We start from the raw sequence: 25,641 nt of genomic DNA, 5'->3' as shown, positions 1-25,641 counted from the left end.
AGCGTCGGATCCGCCGCGCGCTCAAAAGGATACCCACCGACAATGGACGTCGTCGTCGTCGAATCGCCAGCCAAGGCCAAGACAATCAACAAATATCTCGGCTCGAACTACAAGGTTCTGGCTTCCTTCGGTCACGTGCGCGACCTGCCGGCCAAGGACGGTTCGGTCAGGCCCGACGAGGACTTCGCCATGTCCTGGGAGGTCGACAGCCCCTCCTCCAAGCGTCTCTCCGACATCGCAAAGGCGGTCAAGGACGCCGACGGCCTGATCCTCGCAACCGACCCCGACCGCGAGGGCGAGGCCATTTCCTGGCACGTGCTGGAGGTGCTGCGGCAGAAGAAGGCGCTGAAGGACAAGCCGGTCAAGCGCGTGGTCTTCAACGCGATCACCAAGCAGTCGGTACTCGATGCGATGGCCAATCCGCGCGATATCGACGCGCCGCTCGTCGACGCCTATCTGGCGCGCCGCGCGCTTGACTATCTCGTCGGCTTCACGCTCTCGCCGGTGCTGTGGCGCAAGCTGCCCGGCGCGCGCTCGGCCGGGCGCGTCCAATCGGTGGCGCTGCGCCTCGTCTGCGACCGCGAATCGGAGATCGAACGCTTCGTTCGCGAAGACTACTGGCTGCTGTCGGCCCTTCTTGCGACGCCGCGCCTGGAGGAATTCGAGGCGCGCCTCACCGCCTTCGAAGGCAAGAAGCTCCAGAAGCTCGACATCAAGACCAAGGAGCAGGCCGGGGACATCAAGGCGATGCTGGAAGGCGCCGCCTTCCGCGCGCTCTCGGTCGAGGCCAAACCGACCAAACGCAATCCAGCGCCGCCGTTTACCACCTCGACGCTGCAGCAGGCCGCTTCCTCCCAGCTCGGCTTCTCGGCATCCCGCACCATGCAGGTCGCCCAGCGGCTCTACGAGGGCATCGACATCGGCGGCGAGACGACCGGCCTGATCACCTATATGCGTACCGACGGCGTGCAGATGGCACCGGAGGCGATTTCGGCCGCGCGCTCGGCGATCGGCCATGAATTTGGCGACCGCTACCTGCCGGAAAAGCCGCGTTACTATTCCACCAAGGCCAAGAACGCGCAGGAGGCTCACGAGGCGATCCGTCCGACGGATTTCCGACGCTTGCCGGCGCAGGTGCGCAAATATCTCGACACCGATCAGGCGCGCCTCTACGAGATTGTCTGGAAGCGCGCGATCGCGAGCCAGATGCAGCCGGCCGAGATCGAGCGCACCACGGTTGAGATCGAGGCCAGGAACGGCGGCCGCACCGCCGGCCTGCGCGCCGTCGGCTCGGTGATCCGCTTCGACGGTTTCCTCGCCGCCTATACCGAACAGAAGGAAGAGGACGCCGAAGACGAGGAAAGCCGTCGTCTGCCGGAAATCCGTTCCGGCGAGGAGCTGTCGCGCAAGTCGGTGACGGTGACGCAGCACACCACGGAACCACCGCCGCGCTACTCGGAAGCCTCGCTGATCAGGAAGATGGAAGAGCTCGGCATCGGGCGGCCCTCCACCTATGCCGCGACGCTGAAGACGCTCGAGGACCGCGACTATGTCACCATAGACAAGCGCCGGCTCGTGCCGCAGGCCAAGGGCCGGCTGGTCACGGCGTTCCTCGAAAGCTTCTTCGATCGCTATGTCGAGTATGATTTCACCGCGGCGCTCGAGGAGAAGCTGGACGAGATTTCCGACGGCAAGCTTTCCTGGAAGGACGTGCTGCGCGACTTCTGGAAGGATTTTTCCGGCCATGTCGACGGGATCAAGGAGTTGCGCGTCACCGACGTGCTCGACGCGCTGAACGAGGAACTCGCGCCGCTGGTCTTCCCGCCGCGCGAGGACGGCTCCGATCCGCGCATCTGCCCCAAATGCGGCAACGGCAAGCTCTCGCTAAAGCTCGGCAAGTTCGGTGCCTTCGTCGGCTGCTCCAACTATCCCGAATGCGGCTTCACGCGGCAGCTGGGCGAGGAGGTCAACGGCAATGGCGAGCCGGCGGCCGGCGTCAACGGCGACAAAATGCTGGGCAAGGATCCCTACACCAATGAGGAGATCTACCTGAAGAGCGGCCGTTTCGGCCCCTACGTGCAGCGTGGAGAAGGCAAGGACGCCAAGCGCTCCAGCCTCCCGAAGGGCTGGACCCCGGACACGATCGATCACGAAAAGGCGCTGGCGCTGCTGGCACTGCCGCGCGACGTCGGCAAGCATCCCGAAAGCGGCAAGATGATCTCGGCCGGCCTCGGCCGCTACGGGCCGTTCGTGCTGCATGACGGAACCTACGCCAATCTCGAATCGATCGAGGATGTCTTCTCGATCGGGTTGAACCGCGCCGTCACCGTGCTGGCGGAAAAGAAGTCGAAATTCGCCAACGGCAAGGGGCGCGCCGCACCGGCCGCGCTCAAGGAACTCGGCGAACATCCCGACGACGGCGGCAAGATCACGGTGCGCGACGGCCGCTACGGCCCCTATGTGAACTGGGGCAAGGTCAACGCCACCCTTCCCAAGGGCAAGGACCCGGCCGCGGTCACGGTCGAGGAAGCACTGGCGCTGATCGCCGAGAAAGCCGGCAAGGGCGGCGGCAAGAAAGCGCCGGCGAGGAAAGCAGCCGCAAAGAAGCCCGCGGCAAAGAAGACTGCGAAAAAAGAGGAATAGCGCGAATTGGCCAAACGTATCTTCGGGCGCAAGGCGGGCGGCGTATCGAAGCGCGGCACAGGCGCGTCCGGCGGCGAGGGCCGCGAGCATCGTCCGACGCGCGACGAAATCCTCAAATTCATAACCGAAAATCCTGACCAGGGCGGCAAGCGCGAGATCGCGCGCGCCTTCGGCCTCAAGGGCGAAGGCCGTGTCTGGCTGAAGGAAACCCTGCGGGAAATGCAGGACGAGGGCCTGCTGCAGAAACGCGCCAAGCGCATGGCACGGCCGGGCGCCCTGCCCCATGTCGTCGTGCTCGACGTCTTTTCCCGCGACGCGGACGGCCTGCTGCTCGCCCGCCCCGCCGAGCAGCATGACGACAACAGGTCGATTCCGACGGTTTCGATAAGGACGCCCCGCGCGGCGAAAGGGCCGGTGCCGGGCATCGGCGACCGGGTGCTCGCGAAGGTTTTCCCGACGGACGACGAGGCCGACCCGGCATACACCGCGCGCGTCATCAGGATATTCGACAAGCGCGAGGAGGCCGTGCTCGGCATCTTCCGGCGCATGCATGACGGCAGCTTCAGGATCGAACCCGTGGAGCGCCGGCAGCCCGAGCTGATCGTCGATCCGGAATTCCAGAACGGCGCCGAGAACGGCGACCTGGTGGAGGTCGAGCCCGTCAAGTCCGGCCGCTACGGTCTGCCGAAGGCCAAGGTGCTCACCGTCCTCGGTTCGATGACCAGCGAGAAGGCGATCTCGATGATCGCCATCCACGCGCACGAGATACCCCATATCTTCCCGTCGGACGTGATCGAGGAAGCGGAAGCCGCGAAGCATGCGGCGCTGAAGGGCCGCGAGGACTGGCGCGGCCTGCCGCTCGTCACCATCGACCCGGCCGATGCCAAGGATCACGACGACGCGGTCCATGCCGAGCCCGACACGGACGAGAAGAACCCCGGCGGCTTCATCGTCACCGTCGCGATCGCCGACGTTGCGGCCTATGTGCGTTTCGGCGCCGCGCTCGACCGCGAGGCGCTAAGGCGCGGCAACTCCGTCTATTTCCCCGACCGCGTCGTCCCCATGCTCCCGGAACGCATCTCGAACGATCTGTGCTCGCTGCGCGAGGGCGAGGACCGTCCGGCGCTCGCCGTGCGCATGACTTTCGCCGCCGACGGCCGCAAGGTCCGCCACTCGTTCCACCGCATCATGATGCGTTCCGCGGCGAAGCTCGCCTATTCCCAGGCGCAGGCGGCGATCGACGGCAATGCGGACGAGAAGACAGGGCCGCTGCTCGACCCCATTCTCAGGCCGCTGTGGAACGCCTACAAGGTGCTCAAGCGCGGTCGCGACGAACGACAGCCGCTCGAACTCGATCTGCCGGAACGCAAGATCATCCTCAAGCAGGACGGCACCGTCGATCGCGTGATCGTGCCCGACCGGCTCGACGCTCACAAGCTGATCGAGGAGTTCATGATCCAGGCGAACGTCGCAGCCGCCGAGACACTCGAGGCGAAGCGGCAGCCGCTGGTCTACCGCATCCATGACGCGCCCTCGCTCGCCAAACAGGAATCGCTGCGCGAGTTCCTGCATACTTTGGGCATCTCGCTCGCGCGCGGAGCACAGATGCGGCCGGCCCAGTTCAACGGCATATTGTCGCGGGTGGAGGGTGCCGAGCATGAGGCGCTCGTCAACGAGGTGGTGCTGCGCTCGCAGAGCCAAGCCGTCTATTCGCCCGACAATATCGGCCATTTCGGCCTGAATCTGAGACGCTACGCGCACTTCACCTCGCCCATCCGCCGCTATGCCGATCTGATCGTCCATCGCAGCCTGATCGGCTCGCTGGGCCTTGGAAACGAAGGGCTGACGCGTGACGAGGAAGCGCGGCTTGAGGAAATTTCCGCGCTGATCTCGACCGCCGAACGCCGCGCCATGGCCGCCGAGCGCGAGACCGTGGACAGGCTGATCGCGACCCATCTCGCAACCCGCGTCGACGAGAGTTTCCAGGGACGCGTCTCCGGCGTCACCAAGGCAGGCCTGTTCGTGCAGCTGCCACAATATGGCGCGGACGGCTTCATACCCGTGTCATCGCTCGGCGACGACTATTATATATTCGACGAAGCCGCGCGCGCGCTTTTCGGCGAGCGGACGGGCAAAGGGTACCAGCTCGCCGATCAGGTCGAGGTTCGGCTGATCGAGGTCGCGCCGATGGCCGGCGCGATGCGGTTCGAGATGTTGAGCGAGCCGAAGCCGCTGCCCGGATCGAAGCAGTCCTTTCACAAGTCGAAGGGACGGCGGGCTCAACCGCGCAGACCCGGCAAGTCCGGACGCGCAAGGAGACGATAATGGAAGAACAGGTTTTCGGCCCGGCCGCCGGCTCGCCCGCCGAGCGCCCGCTGATGCAGTCGATGTGGCGGGGTTTTCTCGGCCGCTGCCCGCATTGCGGCGAAGGCAGGCTTTTCTCCTCCTTTCTCAAGGTGAGCAATGCCTGCGACAGCTGCGGCGAGGAATATCATCACCACCGCGCCGACGACCTGCCGGCCTATCTCGTCATCTTCATAGTCGGCCACATCGTCGTGGGCGCCTTCATGGGCGTCGAGACGATGGTGTCGCTGTCGACATGGCAGCATCTGGCGATCTGGGTACCGCTGACGCTGGTCGGCACGCTCGCGCTGCTGCAGCCCGTGAAGGGCGCGGTCGTCGGCCTGCAATGGGCTCTTAGAATGCATGGCTTCAGCGGCGAAGAGGACGCGCTGGAAACCCATCCCGAGGTTTGATCCAGCATGTTCGGAGCCAGCCAAGCAATTTCGGCGTGCAAGGAGGACACGGCATGGAAGGCATGACACGCGCTGAAATCGACCAGGCGGAAAGCAAGGATTTCGCCATCGGGAGCGGGCCGAAGCGGCCACGCGATGCCGCGACCCTGATCCTGCTGGACCGCGCCGGCGGGCGTTTCAAGGTGCTGATGGGCCGCCGCCACATGAGGCACGCCTTCATGCCGGGCAAGTTCGTCTTTCCGGGCGGACGCACCGACCCCGCCGACAGCCGCATCCAGGTGGTCTCGGGCCTGCATCCGGAAGAGGAGCGCAAGCTGGCCGGCACCGGCTCGCGCGCGAGCACGACACGCGCCCGCGCGATCGCGCTTTCCGCCGTCCGCGAAACCTATGAGGAAGCCGGCCTGCTCATCGGCAGGAAGGGGGAGTTCCAGACGACGAAAGCGGACTGGCAGGGCTTTTCCGACCACGGCGTCCAGCCGTCGCTGGAGGCGCTGCGCTTCGTTGCGCGCGCGATCACGCCGCCTGGACGCGTGCGCCGCTTCGACACGCGCTTTCTCGCCGCCTGGAGGGAGGACGTGGCGGTTGCGCTCGCCGAGGGCGGGCCCACCAACGAGTTGGAGGAACTCGTCTGGCTGCCGATCGACGAGGCGAAACTCGCCGACATCCCATCCATCACGCGGACCGTCCTGGGCGACATCGAGGCTCGTCTGAAAGACGATCCCAGCCTGCGGCCGGGCGGTCCCGTTCCCTTCTATCGCCTCCGCCACAACCGCTTTCGGCGCGATATCCTCTAGGACTTCCCCAAGCATGGAAAGCATTGTGTCCGACGAAGAGCGCGCCTGCGCGGAAATGCGCTGGCTGTCGATCGCGGCGGCAATCGCATCGATAAGCGTCGTCGGCATCGCGATCGGGCTCGGGGTGCCGCTCTTGAGCGTGATTCTCGAAACGCGCGGCTATTCCGCCACGACGATCGGCGCCAACACGGCGGTCGCCGGCATCGCCTCGATCGTGGCGGCGCCCTTCGCGATTCCGCTCGCCGCGCGTTTCGGCGTGGTCTGGACCATGCTGGCAATGATCGTCGCCGGCGGCATCGCCTTCGTCGGCTTCTACGCCGCACCCGCCTTCTGGATGTGGTTTCCGTTGCGCGCGATCCTGCATTTCGCGCTCACGGTGCTGTTCATCCTGTCCGAGTTCTGGATTTCGAGCTCCGCCCCGCCGCATCGCCGCGGCCTCGTGCTCGGCCTCTATGCAACCGTGCTGTCGCTCGGCTTCGCCTTCGGGCCTTGGCTCTTCGCGCAGGTGGGCAGCAGCGGCTTCCTGCCCTTCGGCATTGCCTTTGCGCTCGTGATGCTGGCCGCGGTGCCTGTCCTGGCAGCCTACAGGGAAAGCCCGAGCATTCGGAGCAAGGGAGAAAGCAATACCGGCCTCGCCCGCTATATCTTCCTGGTGCCGATGGCGACGGCGGCGGTGCTGGTCTTCGGCGCGGTGGAGACGGGCGGCTTCGCCCTCTTCCCCGTCTACGGGGCGCGCATCGGCTACAGCGAGGCCGACGCCGCGCTGCTCCTGACCGCGGTCGGGCTCGGCAACGTGCTCCTGCAAATACCGCTTGGTCTTCTCAGCGACAGGATGCCCGACCGCCGCTATCTGCTGGCGGTGTGCGCCGCGGTGGGTCTCGCCGGCATGATCGCCCTCCCCTTCACCGCCGGCCACTGGCCGTTGAGCGCGGCCATACTCTTCGCCTGGGGCGGCGTCGTGGCCGGGCTCTACACGATCGGGCTCGCGCATCTCGGCTCCCGCCTTTCCGGCCGCGACCTCGCCTCCGCCAATGCCGCCTTCGTCTTCTGCTACGGCGTCGGCATGCTGCTCGGTCCGCAGTTCATCGGCATTGGCATGGACCTCTTCGGTCCGGACGGGTTCGCCTGGTCGATCTGCCTGTTCTTCGGCTCCTATCTCGTTCTGGCGGTCTTTCGGCTATCGAGTTCGGGACGGGCTTGACTTTCGGCGCATGTTCTTTATGTGTCGCGCCAAGTTTTCCGCATTCGGGCCTGGTTCCCGTTCTCCTGCGGCAACCGGTTTTTCAAATAGCGGACGAAACAAATGGCCAAGGCTACGACCATCAAGATCAAGCTTCTGTCGACTGCCGACACCGGTTTCTTCTACGTCACGAGCAAAAACAGCCGCACGATGACCGAGAAGATGACGAAGCGCAAATATGACCCGATTGCGAAGAAGCACGTCGAGTTCAAGGAAACCAAGATCAAGTAGGATCTGGTTCCGAGACGTTCAGAACGCCGCCTTCGGGCGGCGTTTTTCGTTTCCACGGACTATGGCGGGATTTTGGGAGATAAGGGGGTCGGCCGGCTTTCTGGCAGCGGTACGAGGAGGCCACTATGCGCCAGGGCCGGCCGACCGACCCCACGGACCCAGGAGATGCGGCGGACCTGAGCATCATGGGGTGTCGATTGGACAGGTCGAACCGGATTACCCTCGTCATCGACCTATCGCCGCTGTGGACATTACCCGGCGGCGATCGAAAATCAACTATTTCTTAACCATCGAACCGAATCGCTGGCAATAGGGTAAATTTTGGCCGCGGCGGGATGCTGGCGGGCCTTTCGTTGGCCATGACGAGCGCCTCATGCCCGTTCAGGCGGCGTTGGCCACGACCCTGTTGCGGCCGCCGTTCTTCGCCTCGTAGAGCGCGACGTCGGCCCGCTTCATCAAATCCGCCACGGTGTCGCCGGCCAGCTTCAGCCCGGCCACGCCGACGCTGATCGTCACCTCTATCGCCTCGCCGTCCTTGCCGATCGGAAACGGCGTCGCGGCGATCTGGGCGCGTATGCGCTCGGCAACCTTTTCCGCCACCGAAGCCTCGGTTTCCGGCATAACGACGACGAACTCCTCCCCGCCCAGGCGGCAGGCGAGATCGATGCCGCGCACGTTCTTCCTGAGCCGCGAGGCGAATTCGCGCAGCACGTCGTCGCCGGCGTCGTGGCCCCACGTGTCGTTGACCGACTTGAAGCGGTCGATGTCGGTGATCATCAGCGAAAGCGGGCGTCGACGGCTGGAGGCGCGCTCGAACAAGGTCGCCAGATGGCTGTCGAGATAGCGCCGGTTGTGCAGCCCGGTCAGCCCGTCCGTCACCGCCATCTCTATCGTCTGCGCGACACTCGCGCGCAGATGGTCGTTGTAGCGCTTGCGCCGCACCTGGGTGCGCAATCGGGCGATCAGCTCCTGCCGGTCGATCGGGCGCGTCAGATAATCGTTGACGCCGAGCTCCAGCCCGCGCACCAGCCGCCCCTCCTCTCCCTCGCCGGCGAGCAGCACGATGGGAATGAAACGGGTGCGGTCGAAGGTACGCAACTGCGAGCAGAGGCGCAGCGGATCGTAGTCGGCGAAGCCGGTCGAGATGAGGACGCACTCATAGCCGCCCTCGACCGCCTGGAAAAAGGCGGCATTCGCGTCCTCCGCGACATCGAGCGCGCAAACGCCGCGCAGCAGGCGCGCGATGCGTTCGGCCGAACTTTTCCGCTCGTCGACGAGCAAAACCTTCGCCGGCTGATCGTCGGCCGCGTTGCGCCGGCTGAGAAGCTCCTCGAGGCCGATATTGCGCGTGGTGGAGGCGCGCAGCCGCAATTCGTCGGTGAGCGACTTCAGGCGCACCAGGCTCCTCACCCGCGTCATGAGCTGCAGGTCGTTGACCGGTTTGGTCAGAAAATCGTCGGCGCCGGCCTCCAGCCCGCGCACGCGGTCGGCGCCCTGGTCGAGCGCCGTCACCATCACCACGGGAATATGCGACGTGGCCGGGTCGGCCTTCAGGCGCCGGCAGACCTCGAACCCGTCCATGCCCGGCATCATCACGTCGAGCAGGACCACGTCGATCTTGCCGTTCTCGCAGGCTTCCAGCGCATCCTCGCCGCTCGTCGCCGTGACGACCTCGAAATATTCGGCGAGCAGCCGGACCTCGAGGAGCTTCACATTCGCCGGAATGTCGTCGACGACGAGGATGCGGGCGGTCATGGCGTCGTTCGGCCCCGCAACGGGCGACATGGCGTCGTCATGCGTCACCCAGATAGGATTTGATGGTTTCGATGAACTTCGACACCGAGATCGGCTTGGAGATATAGGCCTCGCAGCCGCCCTGGCGAATGCGCTCCTCGTCCCCCTTCATGGCGAAGGCTGTGACGGCGATGACGGGAATGGGATGAAGCTCGTCATCCTCCTTCAGCCATTTCGTCACTTCCAGGCCCGAAACCTCCGGCAACTGTATGTCCATCAGGATGAGGTCCGGCTTGTGCGCGCGGGCCAGATCCAGCGCCTCCAGGCCATTGCGCGTGCGAACGGTCTCGTAGCCGCTGGCCTCGATGAGGTCGCGAAAGAGCTTCATGTTGAGCTCGTTGTCCTCGACGATCATCACCTTCTTGGGCATCGCCATCCTGTCTTTCCAAGCACGGTCCGCGACCTCGCCCGCCGAAGCCTTGGCGAACCAGCCGCGAATCCTTTTCTCCACCGTAACCCAATATGATTGACGAAACACAAATCGCCCACCCTTCAATTCTACTTCACGCCTTGCCGAAAGGCGCCGGGACGGCTAGTCCATCCCCTGCCGGCGTCGGCCGATACGTCGGCGACCCGCGTCGAAAGACGAAAGACGAATGAACATGCAGGGCGGAATGAACAGGGAGACGGCGGAAGGGCTCGCAATCCAGGCGCTGGCCTTCGTCGCCTCCGATCCCCAGCTTCTCCCGCGCTTCCTCGCCATTTCCGGCATCGAGGCGGCCGATATCCGCAACGCCGCGCGCGAGCCCGGCTTCCTGGCCGGCGTCCTGCAGTTCATCCTCGCGCACGAGCCGACGCTGATGAGCTTCGCCGAGGCGGCGGGCATCGAGCCGGCGCTCGTCGGCAAGGCCCTGCGCGCCCTGCCCCACGGCAACGATGACTATGAAAGGTCGACATGAGCGACGATCCCGAAACGCTGCGCCAGATCGAGGAACTGTCGCACGACGACAGGCCGCTCCTCGTGCTCGATGTCGACGACGTGGTGCTGGAATTCATCGGTCCTTTCCCGCGCTTCCTCCAATCGCAGGGCTTCGAGCTGCGGCTCGAAACCTTCCGCATCCACGGCAGCGTCTTCGACGTGGCGACCGGCAAGGCCGTCGAGCGGGAGCAGGTTTCCGCGCTCATCGACGCCTTCTTCCTCGGCCAGAGCGAATGGCAGACGCTCACCGAGGGCGCCGCGGAGGCCATGGCCGGGATCGCCAGGCGGGCCGAGATCGTCATGCTGACGGCGATGCCCCACCGCCATCGCGACACACGCCGCGCGCATCTCGAGAGCCTCGGCCTCACCTATCCGCTGCTGACCACGGAGATGGCCAAGGGACCGGCGATCAAGCGTCTGCGCGGCGAAATCGACCGGCCGGTCGCCTTCGTCGACGACCTGCCGCGCAACCTCGTCTCGGCGCAGGAATCGGTTCCCGATTCGCATCTCTTCCACCTGATGGCCGACAACACGCTGCGCGACCTGCTTCCGCCCCCGCCCGAGGGCGTGACGGTTGTCGAGAATTGGCGCGAGGCAACGCCGAAGATCGAGGCTGCGCTGGGAATTTAGCAAGCGTTCCCTCTGCTTATCCCGGGTTTCTCCATCATCCTCTCAGTTGAAGCCGCATCAGCGGCCGCCCCGCCTTTCTCCTTGCAACGGCTTCGAAACCGGCCTTCTCGAAGACGCGCGTGGACCCGACGAAAAGACCGATCGAACGCGAATCCTTCGACTGATCCATGGGGCACGCCTCGAGCAGCCGCGCACCGTTCCCGCGCGCGAACTCCACGCCCGCGGAGACGAGCCTGTGGGTCAACCCCCTGCCGCGCGCATTGGCGCGAATGAAAAAGCACGAGATCGCCCACACGGCCGGATCGCCCGCCTCACCGGGCATCAGCGGCGCCGACACCCTGCCGGAATTATTCCACTCCGGCACGTCGGCGCGCGGCCCGATCTGCATCCAGCCGACCGGGCGCTCGCCCTCGAAGGCCAGGATGCCCGGCGGCGGCCCGGCCTCGATGCGTTCGCGGATGAAATCCTTGTTGCGCTGCCGGTCGTTCTCGCGCCGCATGGCGGGCGGAAGCCGAAAATGCGTGCACCAGCAACCGTAGCAGGCACCCTGCTTGCCGAACAATTCCTCGAATTGCGGCCACAGTTCAGGCATTAGTGGCCGAAAGCTCGGCATTTCCTCGGCTGCATTCATGCTCTTCCTCCACGACCGGGTCCCGCACCGCTTCCTTGCGGCGCGTGCCAGCATGAACTATCATTCGATTTGTTCCCGATACGTTCGCACCGATGCCGCCGCCTGTCAACGATCCGACCCATGGTTTCTGCCGCGATTGCCTGGGCCTGCAGCCGGGGCGCAGCATGCGTTGCACGAGCTGCGGCAGCCCGCGAATCGTCCGTCATGACGAGCTCTACGCGCTCGACATCGCCCATATCGATTGCGACGCCTTCTATGCCGCGGTGGAAAAGCGCGACCGGCCCGAGCTGCGCGAGCGGCCGGTCATCATCGGCGGCGGCAAGCGCGGCGTCGTCTCCACCGCCTGCTACATCGCCCGCATCAACGGGGTGCGCTCGGCGATGCCGATGTTCAAGGCGCTGGAAGCCTGCCCCGATGCGGTGGTGATCAAGCCGGACATGGAGAAATACGTGAAGGTCGGCCGCGAGGTGCGCGCCATGATGCAGGCGCTGACGCCTCTGGTCGAGCCGATCTCGATCGACGAGGCCTTCCTCGACCTCTCCGGCACCCAGCGCCTGCACGGCCGCCCGCCGGCGCTAGTGCTGGCGGATTTCGCCCGCGCGGTCGAGCGTGAGATCGGCATCACCGTGTCGGTCGGCCTCTCCTATTGCAAGTTCCTGGCAAAGGTCGCCTCCGACTTCCGCAAGCCGCGCGGCTTTTCGGTGATCGGCGAGGCGGAAGCTCTCTCCTTCCTCGCGGCCCAGCCGGTGACGATGATCTGGGGCGTCGGCAAGGCGTTCGCCGCGACGCTCGAGGCCGACGGCATCCGCATGATCGGCCAGTTGCAGCGCATGGAGCGCGGCGAGCTGATGCGCCGCTACGGCACGATGGGCGACCGGCTCTACCGGCTGTCGCGCGGCGAGGACGTGCGCCGGGTGTCGCCGGAGCACGAGGCGAAGAGCGTTTCCGCCGAAACCACCTTCGACACCGACCTCGCCACGCTGGACGATCTCGTGCCGGTTCTGCGCGCGCTTTCGGAAAAAGTGTCCGCGCGGCTGAAGAAAGCCGGGATCGCCGGGCGCACGGTCGTGCTCAAGCTGAAGACGCAGGATTTCAAGATCCGCACCCGCAACCGCCAGCTCGCCGACGCGACCCGCCTCGCCGACCGGATTTTCTCGACCGGGCTCGATCTCCTCCGCAAGGAGGCGAACGGCACGAAATACCGCCTGCTCGGCATCGGCGTCAGCGACCTGTCGGACGAGGGCAAGGCCGATCCGCCCGACCTCGTCGACATCAAGGCCCGCAAGCGAGCCCTCGCCGAAGGCGCGGTCGATGCGCTGCGCGAGAAATTCGGCGGCAAGGCGATCGAGACCGGCTACACTTTCGGCAAGGGCAGCCGCGGCAGGCCGCCACGCGAGGCGGAAGAGGCAGAATAGCCTATCAGATGTAAATTTCCACGCTCAGTGGGGCCTGTCGTGACGATAGAAGGCAAATGAAGTGTCGCCCAGTTTCCTTGTGCCCTCGCTGATCATGCCAAGTTTTACCAACACCGCACGCGAGGCAACGTTATCCTCCGCGGCGAAGGCGATCACATGATCAACGCTGCTTGCCGCGTAAATCCATTCGACAAGGGCAAGATCGGCTTCGCTTGCGTATCCCCTGCCCCACACCGCCCTCTTGAAGCTGAAACCCAGCTCCGATTCACCCGTATCCTCAAACCGACCAAAACCGGCGCGACCCACGAAATCACCGTCAAGATCGAAGACAGCGAACTTTGACCAGCCATACCGGCTGTAGTCTCGGCGATAGAGATCGAGCTTGTCGCGCAGGACGGCTTCATCCCAAACCTCGTTCTCGAAAGTCAGGAAACGCTGAACGAGCGGATCGCCATGTAAAGACACCAAAAGCCGGAGATCGCCCTGGCGGAAGGGGCATAAGCGCAGCCGCGAAGTTGAGATCACCGGCGTCCGCTTCACTAGCCCCTCACACCAGTTCCACCTCGACAACACCCGGCACCGCGCGCATCGCCGAGGCGACCTGCGGCGAGATGCGATAGCGGTCGGGCAGCTCGATTTCGATCTCGCCCTGCCCCGCCTCCTTGATGACGACGAAGCTCACCTGTCCCTCCCCCCTCTGGCCGAGCTGGCCGGCGAGCATGGAGACCGGGCCGGAATCGCGCAGATAGACGCGCAGCGCCTTCTGGATGCGGCTTGCCTCGTCCTCCAGTGACTGCATGGTCTGGACACGCAGATTGACGCCTTCCGGCCGGTCCTCGGCGGCGACGGTGATCACCACCGACTTGCCCGGCTCGATCAGGTCGCGATACTGCGCCAGCCCTTCGGAGAAGAGCACCGCCTCATATTGGCCGGTCGCGTCGGAAAGCTGGACGACGCACATCTTGTTGCCGGTGCGTGTCTTGCGCTCCTGCTTGGCGGTGATGGTGCCGGCGAGGCGCCCGGCGGTCGCGCCGCGCTTGACGGCGAGCTGGAAGTCGGCCCAGCCCTGCGCGCGCATCTTTTCCAGCATCTGCTTGTATTCGTCGAGCGGATGAGCGGACAGGTAGAAACCCACGGCATTGAACTCGCGGTGCAGCCTTTCGGCCGGCAGCCACGGCTCGGCCGCCGGCAGGCGCAACTGCTCGGGCTGCGCGCCGAAGGCGGCGCCGAAAATGTCGGTCTGGCCGGAGACGGCGTTCTCCTGCGCGCGCGCGGCCATACCCATCATGCGCTCCAGTCCGGCCATGAGGGCTGCGCGGTCATGGCCGAAGCAGTCGAACGCGCCAGCCGCGATCAGGCTTTCGAAGACACGTTTTCCCACGATGCGCGGATCGATGCGCTCGCAGAAATCCTCAAGGCTCGCGAACGGTTTTTCCTCGCGCCTGGCGACGATGTGGTCGACGGCGGCCTCGCCCACGCCCTTGATGGCGGCGAGCGAGTAGAAGATCCGGTTTTCGCCGACCTCGAAAGGCAGATAGGAGGTCGTCACCGACGGCGGCACGACCTCGATACCGAGACGAATCGCATCCTGGCGGAAATCGGCGAGCTTGTCGGTGTTGTTCATGTCGAGCGTCATCGACGCAGCGAGGAACTCGACCGGATAATGCGCCTTCAGATAGGCGGTCTGGTAGGAAACGATGGCGTAGGCGGCGGCGTGCGATTTGTTGAAGCCGTAGTCGGCGAACTTCGCCAGCAGGTCGAAGATGAAGTCGGCCTGCGGCTTGGAAACACCACGCTCCACCGCGCCCTCGACGAAGCGGACACGCTGCTTGTCCATCTCGGCGCGGATCTTCTTGCCCATGGCGCGGCGCAGAAGGTCGGCTTCGCCGAGCGAATAGCCGGCAAGCTCCTGCGCGATCTGCATCACCTGTTCCTGGTAGACGATGACGCCCTGCGTCTCCTGCACCAGATGGTCGATCTTGGGGTGGATCGACGCGATCTCTTCTTCCTTGTGCTTGCGCGCATTGTAGGTGGGGATGTTCTCCATCGGGCCCGGCCGGTAGAGCGCCACCAGCGCGATGATGTCCTCGATGCGGTCGGGCCGCATGCCGATGAGGGCCTTGCGCATGCCCGCGGATTCCACCTGAAACACGCCGACCACCTCGCCGCGCGACAGCATGGCGTAGGTTTCCGCGTCGTCGAGCGGGATCTTCGACAGGTCGATCTGGACGCCGCGGCGGCGGATCAGCTTCACCGCCGTCTCAAGCACGGTCAGCGTCTTCAGGCCGAGGAAGTCGAACTTCACCAGCCCCGCCTGCTCCACCCATTTCATGTTGAACTGGGTCACCGGCATGTCGGAGCGCGGATCGCGGTACATCGGCACCAGTTCGGACAACGGACGGTCGCCGATGACGATGCCGGCGGCGTGCGTCGAGGCGTGCCGGTAGAGACCCTCGAGCTTCTGCGCCGTGTCGAGCAGCGTCTGGACGATCGGTTCCTTCTCGACCTCCTCGGCAAAGCGCGGCTCGCCCTCGATCGCGTCCTTCAGCTTGACGGGATTGGCCGGATTGGCCGGCACCATCTTGCAGAGCCGGTCGACCTGTCCGTAGGGCATCTGCAGTACGCGGCCGACGTCGCGCAGCACCGCGCGCGCCTGCAGCGTTCCGAAGGTGATAATCTGGCCGACCTGGTCGCGACCATACTTCTCCTGGACGTAGCGGATGACCTCCTCGCGGCGGTCCTGGCAGAAGTCGATGTCGAAGTCGGGCATCGAAACGCGGTCGGGGTTGAGGAAGCGCTCGAACAGCAGCGAGAAGCGCAGCGGGTCGACATCGGTGATGGTGAGCGCGTAGGCGACCAGCGAGCCCGCGCCCGAGCCGCGCCCGGGGCCGACGGGTATGTCGTGCGCCTTCGCCCATTTGATGAAGTCGGCAACTATGAGGAAGTAGCCCGGAAACTTCATCCGGGTGATGATCGAAATCTCGAACTCCAGCCGCTCGCGATACTGCTCGACCGTATAGCCCTCGGTCGGGCCGTGCGTGGCAAGGCGCGCCTCGAGCCCGTCTCGGGCCTGGCGCGCAAGCTCGTCGGCTTCGGCCTGAAGCGCGGCCTCGGCATCGGTCGCATCGCCGCCGGTGAAACGCGGCAGGATCGGAGCGCGCGTCCTCGGGTAGTAGGAGCAGCGCTTGGCGATCTCGATCGTGGAATCGATCGCCTCCGGCAGGTCGGCGAAAAGCGTCACCATGTCCTGCTGCGATTTCAGATGATGGTCGGACGTCAGCCGGCGGCGGTCGTCCACCGCGACGACCGACCCTTCCGCGATCGCGAGCAGCGCGTCATGCGCCTCGTAGTCGTCGTCCACGGGAAAATAGGCGTCATTGGTGGCCACCAGCGGCAGGTCGTGCTTGTAGGCGAGCTCCACCATCGCGATCTCCAGGCCGCGATCGTGGCCGCGGTGACGCTGGAGCTCGACATAGAGCCTGTCGCCGAAGCAACCCGAGAGATAGGCGAGACGCGCTTCCGCCGCCGCTGCCTGATCGGCCTTGAGCGGCTGACCGATCGCGCCCTTGGGGCCGCCGGTCAGGCAGATGATGCCCTCGGCGCTGTCCGCCAGCCATTCGGCCAGAATATGCGGCGGTTCGCCGGCCGGAAGGTCGAGATAGGCCCGGCTGACGAGCCGCACGAGATTGGCATAGCCGGTCTCGTTTGCGGCGATCAGCACCAGCGGCGCGAGTGCGGGACCGTGGCGGCGCGAGGCGTTGCGATGCGCTTCGGCGGCGGCATCGGCGAAAGCGACGTCGAGTTGACAGCCGATGATCGGCTGCACGCCGTCCTTGATCGCCTTCTGAGCGAATTCGAGCGCGCCGAACAGATTGTTGGTATCGGTGATGGCGATGGCGGGCGCGCCGTCCTTCACCGCGTGGCCGACGATCTTGCCGATCGGCAGCGCTCCTTCCAGCAGCGAATAGGCCGAATGCACACGAAGGTGGATGAAATTTCGCGTCTCGACGGCCTCGGGGGCGCCTGCCCCGCGAGCTTCGCGAAGAATGGGATCGCGCGTGCGTATTTCGCCTGCCATGGGTCTTTGCCGCCGTCTCAGAAGGAATCGCATTTATTGTTCGGCATTGGCGAAGACAAGTCCACCCGCCACCGCGCGGCACTCCTTCCTGTCCCCCGAATCGACTATGTCGGCGCACCCGCGTTCATGCGTCCTTCCGCCTCTTCGCCGAAGCTTGATCGCGGGCACAAAAACTGAAACGCTGCGTGCAATCTTCAGGGAGAAAACGCATGAAAACACGTGCCGCCGTAGCCGTCGCCGCAGGAAAGCCGCTCGAGATCATGGAAGTCGACCTCGAAGGTCCGCGCGAGGGCGAGGTACTGATCGAGGTCAAGGCGACCGGCATCTGCCACACCGACGAGTTCACGCTTTCGGGTGCCGACCCGGAAGGCATCTTTCCCGCCATCCTCGGTCATGAGGGCGCGGGCGTGGTCGTCGATGTCGGGCCCGGCGTGACCAGCCTGAAGAAGGGCGACCACGTCATCCCGCTCTATACGCCCGAATGCCGCCAGTGCCCCTCCTGCCTGTCGCGCAAGACCAACCTGTGCACAGCGATCCGCGCCACGCAGGGCCAGGGCCTGATGCCCGACGGCACTTCGCGCTTCTCGATCGGCAAGGACAAGATCTTCCACTATATGGGCTGCTCGACCTTCGCGAACCACACCGTGCTGCCCGAGATCGCCGTCGCCAAGGTCAATCCGGACGCGCCTTTCGACAAGATCTGCTACATCGGCTGCGGCGTAACGACGGGCATCGGCGCCGTCATCAACACGGCCAAGGTGGAGATCGGCGCGACGGCCGCCGTCTTCGGCCTCGGCGGCATCGGTCTCAACGTCATCCAGGGCCTCAGGCTCGCCGGAGCCGACATGATCATCGGCGTGGATCTCAACAACGACAAGAAGGAATGGGGCGAGCGCTTCGGCATGACCCATTTCGTCAATCCGACCGAGATCGACGGCGACATCGTTTCCCATATCGTCAACATGACCAAGCGCGGCGCCGACCTGATCGGCGGAGCCGACTACACGTTCGACTGCACGGGCAACGTCAAGGTCATGCGCCAGGCCCTCGAATGCGCTCATCGCGGCTGGGGCGAATCGATCGTCATCGGCGTTGCCGGCGCCGGCCAGGAAATCGCCACCCGACCGTTCCAGCTCGTCACCGGCCGCGTCTGGAAGGGCACCGCCTTCGGCGGCGCACGCGGCCGCACCGACGTTCCGAGGATCGTCGACTGGTACATGGAGGGCAAGATCGAGATCGACCCGATGATCACGCACACTCTTTCGCTCGACGAGATCAACAAGGGCTTCGACCTCATGCATGCCGGCGAGAGCATCCGAAGCGTGGTGGTATATTGACGGCAGACGAAAACCCGGGCGGCGCGCCGGCGATCTACGTCGATGCCGACGCCTGCCCGGTCAAGGAGGAGGTCGTCAAGGTGGCCGAGCGGCACGGCCTGATCGTGACCTTCGTCGCCAATGGCGGCCTGCGGCCCTCGCGCGACCCGATGATCCGCAATGTCGTCGTGGCGAAGGGCGCGGACGCCGCCGACGACTGGATCGTGGAGCACGCCGGCGCGAACGATATCGTCATCACCGCCGACATCCCGCTCGCCTCCCGCACCGTGGCGCTCGGCTGCCACGTTCTCGGCATGACCGGCAAGCCGTTCACGCCGGAATCGATCGGGCTTGCCGTCGCGATGCGGGATCTGAAACAGCATCTGCGCGAGACCGGCGAGATAAAGGGCTACAATGCCGGCTTTTCGGCCCGCGACCGCTCCGCCTTCCTCGGCGCGCTCGACCAGGCCTGCCGCAGGGCGATCCGCGCCCGCTCGCCATGAGAACCTCCAACCGGCATTTTCCGTTCTACCTCGCCGCCGGCACCGGCGCCGCCGCCTTCGCGGCGTCGGTCCGGTTCGATCCCCTGCTCGCGACGGTGATTGCCGCGAACGCCTTCTTCGCCACCTATCTGCTTCTCACGCTTGCGCGGCTGCCGCGTCTGACGGCGCAATCCCTGCGCAAGCACGCCGCGAGCGACGACGTTCCCGTCTGGATCATCTTCCTCGTCACCTTCAGCGCCGTGATCGTGGCGGTGATCTCGCTCTTCGTCATGCTCAACGCTGGCACGCGCCCGGGGTTCGTGCCGCTGATCCTGACGATCGCGGCCGTGCCGCTCGGCTGGCTGACGATCCACATCATGGCCGCGATCCACTACGCGCATGCCTATTGGCAACCCGACAGGAGCACCGCGGCGGCGGACGATTCGATGCGCGGGCTGGAATTTCCGGGCACGAAGGAGCCGCGCGGCGTCGATTTCGTCTATTTCTCCCTCGTCATCGGCATGACCGCACAGACCTCTGACGTTCAGATAACCACCCACGCCATGCGCAGGATCAATATCCTGCACGCGGTCGTTTCCTTCTTTTTCAACACCGTGCTGGTGGCCGCCGCGGTCAATGCCGCCGTCAGCCTCGGCAATTGAGGACCGACATGAAGACCATCTCCACCTCGAAATCCCATGGCGGCGTCCAGGGCGTCTATTCGCACGCATCGCAAAGCTGCGACTGCGACATGACCTTCGCCGTCTTCGTCCCGCCGCAGGCCGCCAAAGGTCCCTGCCCGGTCGTCTGGTATCTTTCCGGCCTCACCTGCACCCATGCCAACGTCATGGAAAAGGGCGAGTATCGGCGCATGGCCGCCGAGCTCGGCCTGATCGTGATCTGCCCCGACACGAGTCCGCGCGGCGAGGACGTGCCCGACGAAAAGGACAATTGGCAGTTCGGCTCGGGCGCGGGCTTCTACGTCGACGCGACCGAAAAGCCGTTTTCCCGCAACTACCGCATGTATTCCTATCTCACCGAGGAGCTTCCGGCACTGATCGCCGAAAAATTCCCGGCCGACATGACGCGCCAGTCGATCTTCGGCCATTCCATGGGCGGACACGGCGCGATGACCATCGCGCTGAGGAACCCGGATCGCTTCAGAAGCTGCTCGGCCTTCGCGCCGATCGTCAATCCGATGACGGCAGACTGGTCGAAGACCGCGTTCGAAAGATATCTCGGCGCCGACCAGGCGGCCTGGCGCCCCTATGACGCCTGCGCATTGGTGGAAGACGGAGCCCGGTTCCCCGAATTCCTCGTCGACCAGGGCACGGCCGACGGCTTCCTCGACAGCGGGTTGCGGCCGTGGCTCCTCGAGACGGCCATCGAGGGAACCGGCATCGCGCTCACGTCGCGCATGCAGGAGGGCTACGACCATTCCTACTTCTTCATCTCGACCTTCATGGAAGACCACCTGAAATGGCATGCGGAGCGGCTTGCCGCATGATCTGATTTGCAGCGGCTAAGGCACTGTTTTCATAAACGCCTTGGCCTTTTGCATTGGCAACGCGGGCAATCCTTTCCGCGCGAAAGGTTGCCTTCCGGCGCCGGCTGGCCCATGCTACCGGCCTTCGCTCCCGCATTTCTCCGCGGGCTTATCTAAAAAAACTGGAGGTGGGACGGGTGCCCGACACCACGACGATCTATTCCGAAACCCCCGATTTCGACACTTTGGGCGGACGCCTTTCCCGCGCACGGGATGCAACCGGCATCAGCTCCCAGCAACTCGCCAGACGGCTCGGCGTGCAGCAATCGACCATTCAGGCCTGGGAAAGCGACCGTTCCCAGCCGCGAGCCAACCGGCTGAACATGCTGGCCGGCATTCTCGGCGTCAGCCTTTCCTGGCTGCTTCACGGCGTCGGCACCTCGCCCGCAGAGGACGACGGCAACGCCGTCGCGGAAAACGTTTCCCTGCAGCTCGACCGCCTGCGACGCCTCCAGCAGGAAACATCCAGCATCATCAGGCAGATAGAAAGCGATCTGAAGCGCCTGGAACAACGCGCCTGAGGATCGGAATTTCCGGACAGCGGAAACTACCCACGGCTTTCTTCAGGCCGGCAGGTGACATTACCTGCCGATTCGGCTAGTTTCGCTTCGTCGAGGGCTCACGCCCTGCCGGTCTGCGGGAGAGAGCAGCGAAAGCTGCCGCCGAAGGGGAAATCGCCCGAAATCTCTCAGGCAAAAGAACCGTAGACGGGTCAAGACGCTCTGGAAAGTCGGGGTATGCCCCCGCGCCGAAGGTGTAAGCGCCGCCGACAGGGTTCCGGTTGCGCGAGTCTCTCAGGCTTCAGACAGAGGGGCGCGAATCGCTGCTTTTGCGGCGGGAATCGTGCGACTCTGGAGGCTTGATTGAGCGATACGGGCGAACTGTTTGAACTTCCCTTGAAAGAGCTGCACGAGCGGGCCGGCGCGCGTTTCGGCGCATTCGCCGGCTGGTCGATGCCCATCACCTATCCGCTCGGCGTGCTGAAGGAACATCTTCATACCCGCGAGAAGGCCGGGCTTTTCGACATCTCGCACATGAAGCTGTTCCTCGTGACGGGCCCGGAGGCAGGCAAGGTCTTGGAGCGCGCCTGCCCGATCGATACCGGCCTGATCGAGGACGGCCAGTCGAAATACACTTTCTTCCTCGACGACGGGGCCGGCATCATCGACGATTTGATCGTCACCCGGCTCGGCGCCAAGCGCTTCATGGTCGTGGCGAATGCCGGCAACGCCGCGACCGACGAGGCGCATCTGCGCCAAATCGCGGCCGGATACGATTGCAGGATCGAGCCGCTCGACCGCGTCTTCCTAGCCCTCCAGGGACCGGCCGCCGAAACGGCGCTGCGCGATGCCGGCCTCGACCTCGGCGCCCTCACCTTCATGCACGGCACGGAGCCGCGGCCGGACTGGTTCGCCAGCCGTTCCGGCTATACCGGTGAGGACGGCTTCGAGGTGGCGGTGCCGCCCGCGCAAGCCCGCGCGCTCGCCGACAGGCTCATCGCCGACGAACGCATCGAATGGATCGGCCTTGCCGCACGCGACAGCCTGCGACTCGAGGCGGGGCTTTGCCTCCACGGCCAGGACATCGACACCTCCATCAACCCGGTGGACGCCGGGCTCATGTGGGCAATCCCGAAAGACCTGCGCGAGAGCGGCGCTTTCGTCGGCGCCGACGCATTGCGCACGGCGATCGCCGCGGGCGCTAAGGAAAAGCGCGTCGGCCTGAAGCCCGAGGGCCGGCAGCCAGTACGCGCCGGCGTCGCGCTCTTCGATGAGGCGGGCAATCCCACCGGCCGCGTCACGTCCGGCGGGTTCGGACCTTGGGCCGGCTTCCCCGTCGCCATGGGCTATGTGTCCGCATCGCAGGCGAAGCCCTGCACCAAGCTTTTCGCGGAGGTGCGGGGCAACCGGCTTCCGGTCGAAATCCATCCACTTCCCTTCACTCCGCATCGCTACCGCAAAGGATAATCTTCCATGGCAGCAACGACCTATTTCACCGACGACCATGAATGGATCCGCGTGGAAGGCGGCATCGCCACCGTCGGCATCACCGACTATGCCCAGGAGCAGCTCGGCGATCTCGTCTTCGTGGAGCTGCCCGAAGTCGGTCGCACGGTCTCGAAGGGCGACGCCGCGGTCGTCGTCGAATCCGTGAAGGCCGCGTCGGACGTCTACGCGCCGGTCGACGGCGAGATCACCGAGGTCAACGACAAGCTTTCGTCCGATCCGGCGCTGGTCAATTCCTCGCCGGCCGGCGACGGCTGGCTCTGGAAGATGAAGCTTGCCGACGAGAGCCAGCTTTCCGGCCTCATGGACGAGGCCGGATACAAGGCGATGATCGGCTGAGGAGAGACATGATGAGCGAAAAGACCGTGGTCTTCGCAGATCGCCACATCGGTCCCGGACCGCAGGATACGCGCGCCATGCTTGCCGCGCTCGGCCTGCCTTCCGTAGAGACCCTGATCACCCAGGCGGTGCCGAAATCGATCCGCCTCGACCGCGCCATGGCGCTTCCGGAACCCGTCGGCGAAGCCGAGGCGCTCGCCGAGCTTGCCGGGAGGATGGGCCACAATCAGGTTCTCAAGAGCTTCATCGGCGCCGGCTATCACGGCGTCCACGTACCGCCGGTGATCCAGCGCAACATGTTCGAGAACCCCGCCTGGTACACGGCTTACACGCCCTATCAGTCGGAGATCAGCCAGGGTCGGCTGGAAATGCTGTTCAACTTCCAGACGCTGGTGAGCGAGCTGACCGGCCTGCCCGTCGCCTCCGCCTCGCTGCTCGACGAAGCGACGGCGGTGGCCGAGGCGGTCGGCATCGCCTTCAGGCATCATCGCGAGAAACGCACTGAAATCGTGCTTGCCGGCACCCCTCATCCGCAGACGCTCGACGTGGTGCAGACGCGCGCCGAGCCGCTCGGCATCAAGATCGGCGCCGGCGGGATCGGCGAGAACACCGCCGCGCTCATCGTCTCCTGGCCGGACACGCACGGCGTCTACGGCGATCATGCCGGCGCCATCGCCGAGGCCCGTGCGGCCGGCGCGATCGTCATCTTCGTCGCCGACCCGCTGGCGCTCACGCTGACCGAAGCGCCAGCCTCGCTCGGCGCCGACATCGCGGTCGGCTCCATGCAGCGCTACGGCGTGCCGATGGGCTTCGGCGGGCCGCACGCGGCCTATTGCGCCGTTTCCGACAAGCTGACGCGACTGATGCCGGGACGCCTCGTCGGCCAGTCGACCGACGCGCATGGCAGGCCGGGATACCGGCTCGCTTTGCAGACGCGCGAGCAGCACATCCGCCGCGACAAGGCGACCTCCAACATCTGCACGGCGCAGGCGCTGCTCGCCAACATGGCGGTCGCCTACGCGATCTGGCACGGGCCGGAAGGCCTGCAGGCGATCGCACGCAGCATCCACGGTCTCGCCGCCCGCCTCGCGGCGGCGATCGAAGGCGCGGACCTGGAGACCGCCGGCAAGGCGATTTTCGACACGGTGACCATCTCCGTTCCGGGCAAGGCGGCGAGGATCGCAGGCGAGGCCGAGAAGGCGGGCCTGCTTCTGCGCGTGCTCGACGGCGACAGGCTCGCGATCAGCTTCGACGAGACCTCGACCGAGGCAGATCTTCTCGCAATCGCCGCGCTGTTCGGCGTCGAGGTGCCGGCCGAGACCCAGAGCGCCCTGCCCGGCAAGGCGCGCGGCAAGGGCTTTCTCACGCAACCGGTGTTCCACGAGAACCGCTCCGAGACCGAGATGATGCGTCTGCTGCGCCGGCTTTCCGACAAGGACCTGGCGCTCGACCGCGCCATGATCCCGCTCGGATCGTGCACGATGAAGCTCAACGCTGCCGCCGAGATGATGCCGGTGAGCTGGCCGAGCGTCGCCAATCTCCACCCCTTCGCTCCGGAAGCGCATTCGGCAGGCTACCGTGCGATGATCGGCGAGCTCGAAGGCTGGCTTGCGGAGATCACCGGCTTCGACGGAGTGTCGCTGCAGCCCAATGCCGGCAGCCAGGGTGAATATGCGGGACTTCTCGCCATCCGCCGCTACCATCTCGAGCGCGGAGATGCGGGCCGCACCGTCTGCCTCATCCCCTCTTCCGCCCACGGCACCAATCCGGCAAGCGCCTCCATGGCGGGAATGGACGTGGTGGTCGTGCGCTGCCTCGACGACGGCGACATCGACGTCGAGGACCTGAAGGCCAAGGCGACGCAGTATTCCGACCGGCTGGCGGCGCTGATGATCACCTATCCCTCGACGCATGGCGTGTTCGAGGAAGGCGTTCGCGACATCTGCGCGCTGATCCACGAGCATGGCGGGCAGGTCTATTTCGACGGGGCGAACCTCAACGCCCTCGTCGGGCTGGCGCGGCCGGGCGACCTCGGCGCCGACGTCTGCCACATGAACCTGCACAAGACCTTCTGCATCCCGCATGGCGGCGGCGGCCCGGGCATCGGCCCGATCGGCGTCAAGGCGCATCTCGTGCCGCATCTGCCCGGTCATGTCGCCGGCGGCACGCGGCACGCGGTATCCGCGGCCCCGTTCGGCAGCGCCTCGATCCTGCCGATCACCTGGATGTATATCCGCATGATGGGCGCGACCGGGCTCAAACACGCGACCGAGATGGCGATCCTTTCGGCCAACTACATCGCCGAAAGGCTGAAGGATCATTATCCGGTACTCTTCAAGGGCCGCAACGGCCGCGTGGCGCATGAATGCATCCTCGACACCCGCATCTTCAAGGAACGCGCGGGCATCAGCGTCGAGGACATCGCCAAGCGGCTGATCGACTACGGCTTCCATGCGCCGACCATGTCGTGGCCGGTCGCCGGCACGCTGATGGTGGAGCCGACGGAATCGGAGCCCAAGCGCGAGCTGGACCGGTTCTGCGACGCCATGATCGGCATTGCCGAGGAAGCCGGGCGGGTTGAAAAGGGCGAGTGGCCACGCGACGACAATCCGCTCGTCAATGCGCCGCATGCGGCGGCGGAAACGCTGGCCGAAGACTGGAAGCATCCCTATTCGCGGCTCATCGCGGCCTATCCGGCGGGCGATGCCGAAACGGCCGCGAAATACTGGCCACCGGTCTCGCGCATCGACAATGTGGGCGGCGACCGCAACCTGGTCTGCTCCTGCCCGCCGATCGAGGCGCTGGCCAGCTAGCAAACGAT

Annotated in this window: 22 protein-coding genes and 1 riboswitch; of the genes, 17 read left to right on the top strand and 5 right to left on the bottom strand. The window is 65.3% G+C overall.

All coding sequences use genetic code 11. The annotated features are described in order from the left end of the window. Window positions 1-42: 42 nt before the first annotated feature. From topA to rpmG, 6 genes are all read left to right on the top strand, one after another. Complete coding sequence (gene topA / locus XW59_RS15310) at window positions 43-2,643, top strand: type I DNA topoisomerase (RefSeq protein ID WP_047146216.1); 2,601 nt, start codon at window positions 43-45, stop codon at window positions 2,641-2,643. A 6-nt stretch (window positions 2,644-2,649) separates the two neighbouring features. Continuing rightward, window positions 2,650-4,968 carry a ribonuclease R gene (rnr, locus tag XW59_RS15305; RefSeq protein WP_047146217.1) on the top strand — a complete coding sequence of 773 codons (2,319 nt, stop codon included), beginning with the start codon at window positions 2,650-2,652 and terminating at the stop codon, window positions 4,966-4,968. Then, window positions 4,968-5,399 carry a DUF983 domain-containing protein gene (locus tag XW59_RS15300; RefSeq protein ID WP_047146218.1) on the top strand — a complete coding sequence of 144 codons (432 nt, stop codon included), beginning with the start codon at window positions 4,968-4,970 and terminating at the stop codon, window positions 5,397-5,399. The genes rnr and XW59_RS15300 overlap by 1 nt, the downstream gene beginning before the upstream one ends. A 53-nt stretch (window positions 5,400-5,452) precedes the next feature. Next, the gene (locus XW59_RS15295; protein ID WP_047146219.1) at window positions 5,453-6,193 is read left to right on the top strand and encodes an NUDIX hydrolase; all 741 of its coding nucleotides are present in this window, start codon (window positions 5,453-5,455) and stop codon (window positions 6,191-6,193) included. 55 nt (window positions 6,194-6,248) lie between these two features. Beyond that, complete coding sequence (locus XW59_RS15290) at window positions 6,249-7,394, top strand: MFS transporter (protein WP_170990164.1); 1,146 nt, start codon at window positions 6,249-6,251, stop codon at window positions 7,392-7,394. A gap of 102 nt (window positions 7,395-7,496) precedes the next feature. Continuing rightward, complete coding sequence (rpmG, locus tag XW59_RS15285; RefSeq protein WP_047146220.1) at window positions 7,497-7,664, top strand: 50S ribosomal protein L33; 168 nt, start codon at window positions 7,497-7,499, stop codon at window positions 7,662-7,664. Between the two features lie 381 nt (window positions 7,665-8,045). Here the strand turns inward: rpmG and XW59_RS15280 are convergent, their stop codons facing one another. Beyond that, entirely contained in the window at window positions 8,046-9,419 is a 1,374-nt protein-coding gene (locus tag XW59_RS15280) for a PleD family two-component system response regulator (RefSeq protein WP_047146379.1), read from the bottom strand. 37 nt (window positions 9,420-9,456) lie between these two features. After that, entirely contained in the window at window positions 9,457-9,828 is a 372-nt protein-coding gene (locus XW59_RS15275) for a response regulator (RefSeq protein WP_047146380.1), read from the bottom strand. 232 nt (window positions 9,829-10,060) lie between these two features. Here XW59_RS15275 and XW59_RS15270 point away from each other — a divergent pair, with 232 nt between their 5' ends. Further along, on the top strand, window positions 10,061-10,357 hold the full coding sequence (locus XW59_RS15270) for a DUF3572 domain-containing protein (protein WP_047146221.1): 297 nt from the start codon (window positions 10,061-10,063) through the stop codon (window positions 10,355-10,357). After that, window positions 10,354-11,007, top strand: a complete 654-nt coding sequence (locus XW59_RS15265) for a hypothetical protein (RefSeq protein ID WP_047146222.1) — start codon at window positions 10,354-10,356, stop codon at window positions 11,005-11,007. Before XW59_RS15270 ends, XW59_RS15265 begins: the two co-directional genes overlap by 4 nt. A 34-nt stretch (window positions 11,008-11,041) precedes the next feature. Here the strand turns inward: XW59_RS15265 and XW59_RS15260 are convergent, their stop codons facing one another. Then, entirely contained in the window at window positions 11,042-11,638 is a 597-nt protein-coding gene (locus tag XW59_RS15260; protein ID WP_047146223.1) for a GNAT family N-acetyltransferase, read from the bottom strand. Window positions 11,639-11,730: 92 nt separating this feature from the next. On the opposite strand from XW59_RS15260, the gene XW59_RS15255 reads away from it, so the two are divergent. Next, window positions 11,731-13,053, top strand: coding sequence for a DNA polymerase IV (locus tag XW59_RS15255; protein WP_137327033.1), 1,323 nt, complete (start codon window positions 11,731-11,733; stop codon window positions 13,051-13,053). A 24-nt stretch (window positions 13,054-13,077) separates the two neighbouring features. On the opposite strand, the gene XW59_RS15250 is transcribed toward XW59_RS15255, so the two are convergent. Further along, window positions 13,078-13,593: a GNAT family N-acetyltransferase gene (locus XW59_RS15250; protein ID WP_170990160.1), complete on the bottom strand. Its 516-nt coding sequence runs from the start codon at window positions 13,591-13,593 to the stop codon at window positions 13,078-13,080. Between the two features lie 7 nt (window positions 13,594-13,600). Beyond that, window positions 13,601-17,131 (bottom strand): DNA polymerase III subunit alpha, encoded by a 3,531-nt coding sequence (gene dnaE, locus XW59_RS15245; protein WP_047146225.1) that lies wholly within the window; start codon window positions 17,129-17,131, stop codon window positions 13,601-13,603. Window positions 17,132-17,340: 209 nt separating this feature from the next. Here dnaE and XW59_RS15240 point away from each other — a divergent pair, with 209 nt between their 5' ends. The 8 genes from XW59_RS15240 to gcvP all read left to right on the top strand — a co-directional run bounded on the left by XW59_RS15240 (window position 17,341) and on the right by gcvP (window position 25,633). Continuing rightward, window positions 17,341-18,468, top strand: coding sequence for an S-(hydroxymethyl)glutathione dehydrogenase/class III alcohol dehydrogenase (locus XW59_RS15240; protein ID WP_047146226.1), 1,128 nt, complete (start codon window positions 17,341-17,343; stop codon window positions 18,466-18,468). Next, window positions 18,465-18,950: a YaiI/YqxD family protein gene (locus XW59_RS15235; protein WP_047146227.1), complete on the top strand. Its 486-nt coding sequence runs from the start codon at window positions 18,465-18,467 to the stop codon at window positions 18,948-18,950. Before XW59_RS15240 ends, XW59_RS15235 begins: the two co-directional genes overlap by 4 nt. Further along, on the top strand, window positions 18,947-19,591 hold the full coding sequence (locus XW59_RS15230) for a DUF1345 domain-containing protein (protein ID WP_047146228.1): 645 nt from the start codon (window positions 18,947-18,949) through the stop codon (window positions 19,589-19,591). The genes XW59_RS15235 and XW59_RS15230 overlap by 4 nt, the downstream gene beginning before the upstream one ends. Window positions 19,592-19,599: 8 nt before the next feature. Next, complete coding sequence (gene fghA / locus XW59_RS15225; RefSeq protein ID WP_047146229.1) at window positions 19,600-20,436, top strand: S-formylglutathione hydrolase; 837 nt, start codon at window positions 19,600-19,602, stop codon at window positions 20,434-20,436. 176 nt (window positions 20,437-20,612) lie between these two features. After that, entirely contained in the window at window positions 20,613-20,996 is a 384-nt protein-coding gene (locus XW59_RS15220) for a helix-turn-helix transcriptional regulator (RefSeq protein ID WP_047146382.1), read from the top strand. A gap of 106 nt (window positions 20,997-21,102) precedes the next feature. Next, window positions 21,103-21,189, top strand: a riboswitch (glycine riboswitch). A gap of 149 nt (window positions 21,190-21,338) precedes the next feature. Beyond that, complete coding sequence (gene gcvT, locus XW59_RS15215; RefSeq protein ID WP_047146230.1) at window positions 21,339-22,442, top strand: glycine cleavage system aminomethyltransferase GcvT; 1,104 nt, start codon at window positions 21,339-21,341, stop codon at window positions 22,440-22,442. Between the two features lie 6 nt (window positions 22,443-22,448). Further along, window positions 22,449-22,820, top strand: a complete 372-nt coding sequence (gcvH, locus tag XW59_RS15210) for a glycine cleavage system protein GcvH (RefSeq protein ID WP_047146231.1) — start codon at window positions 22,449-22,451, stop codon at window positions 22,818-22,820. Between the two features lie 11 nt (window positions 22,821-22,831). Then, the gene (gcvP, locus tag XW59_RS15205; RefSeq protein ID WP_047146383.1) at window positions 22,832-25,633 is read left to right on the top strand and encodes an aminomethyl-transferring glycine dehydrogenase; all 2,802 of its coding nucleotides are present in this window, start codon (window positions 22,832-22,834) and stop codon (window positions 25,631-25,633) included. Window positions 25,634-25,641: the final 8 nt, after the last annotated feature.

Source organism: Aquamicrobium sp. LC103 (assembly GCF_001014615.2).
Lineage (GTDB): Bacteria > Pseudomonadota > Alphaproteobacteria > Rhizobiales > Rhizobiaceae > LBCQ02.
Note: the sequence above shows the minus strand (reverse complement) of the source record. Positions and strands in the feature narration are given on the sequence as shown.

Bases quoted from the DNA above. Each gene is read 5' to 3' on its own strand.
- XW59_RS15295 (WP_047146219.1), top strand. From the start codon at position 5,453: ATGGAAGGCATGACACGCGCTGAAATCGACCAGGCGGAAAGCAAGGAT.
- XW59_RS15275 (WP_047146380.1), bottom strand. From the start codon at position 9,828: ATGCCCAAGAAGGTGATGATCGTCGAGGACAACGAGCTCAACATGAAG.
- gcvP (WP_047146383.1), top strand. From the start codon at position 22,832: ATGAGCGAAAAGACCGTGGTCTTCGCAGATCGCCACATCGGTCCCGGA.
- XW59_RS15300 (WP_047146218.1), top strand. From the start codon at position 4,968: ATGGAAGAACAGGTTTTCGGCCCGGCCGCCGGCTCGCCCGCCGAGCGC.
- XW59_RS15265 (WP_047146222.1), top strand. From the start codon at position 10,354: ATGAGCGACGATCCCGAAACGCTGCGCCAGATCGAGGAACTGTCGCAC.
- fghA (WP_047146229.1), top strand. From the start codon at position 19,600: ATGAAGACCATCTCCACCTCGAAATCCCATGGCGGCGTCCAGGGCGTC.
- XW59_RS15240 (WP_047146226.1), top strand. From the start codon at position 17,341: ATGAAAACACGTGCCGCCGTAGCCGTCGCCGCAGGAAAGCCGCTCGAG.
- XW59_RS15280 (WP_047146379.1), bottom strand. From the start codon at position 9,419: ATGACCGCCCGCATCCTCGTCGTCGACGACATTCCGGCGAATGTGAAG.
- topA (WP_047146216.1), top strand. From the start codon at position 43: ATGGACGTCGTCGTCGTCGAATCGCCAGCCAAGGCCAAGACAATCAAC.
- gcvH (WP_047146231.1), top strand. From the start codon at position 22,449: ATGGCAGCAACGACCTATTTCACCGACGACCATGAATGGATCCGCGTG.
- XW59_RS15230 (WP_047146228.1), top strand. From the start codon at position 18,947: ATGAGAACCTCCAACCGGCATTTTCCGTTCTACCTCGCCGCCGGCACC.
- dnaE (WP_047146225.1), bottom strand. From the start codon at position 17,131: ATGGCAGGCGAAATACGCACGCGCGATCCCATTCTTCGCGAAGCTCGC.
- XW59_RS15290 (WP_170990164.1), top strand. From the start codon at position 6,249: ATGCGCTGGCTGTCGATCGCGGCGGCAATCGCATCGATAAGCGTCGTC.
- XW59_RS15270 (WP_047146221.1), top strand. From the start codon at position 10,061: ATGCAGGGCGGAATGAACAGGGAGACGGCGGAAGGGCTCGCAATCCAG.
- XW59_RS15260 (WP_047146223.1), bottom strand. From the start codon at position 11,638: ATGAATGCAGCCGAGGAAATGCCGAGCTTTCGGCCACTAATGCCTGAA.
- XW59_RS15255 (WP_137327033.1), top strand. From the start codon at position 11,731: ATGCCGCCGCCTGTCAACGATCCGACCCATGGTTTCTGCCGCGATTGC.
- rpmG (WP_047146220.1), top strand. From the start codon at position 7,497: ATGGCCAAGGCTACGACCATCAAGATCAAGCTTCTGTCGACTGCCGAC.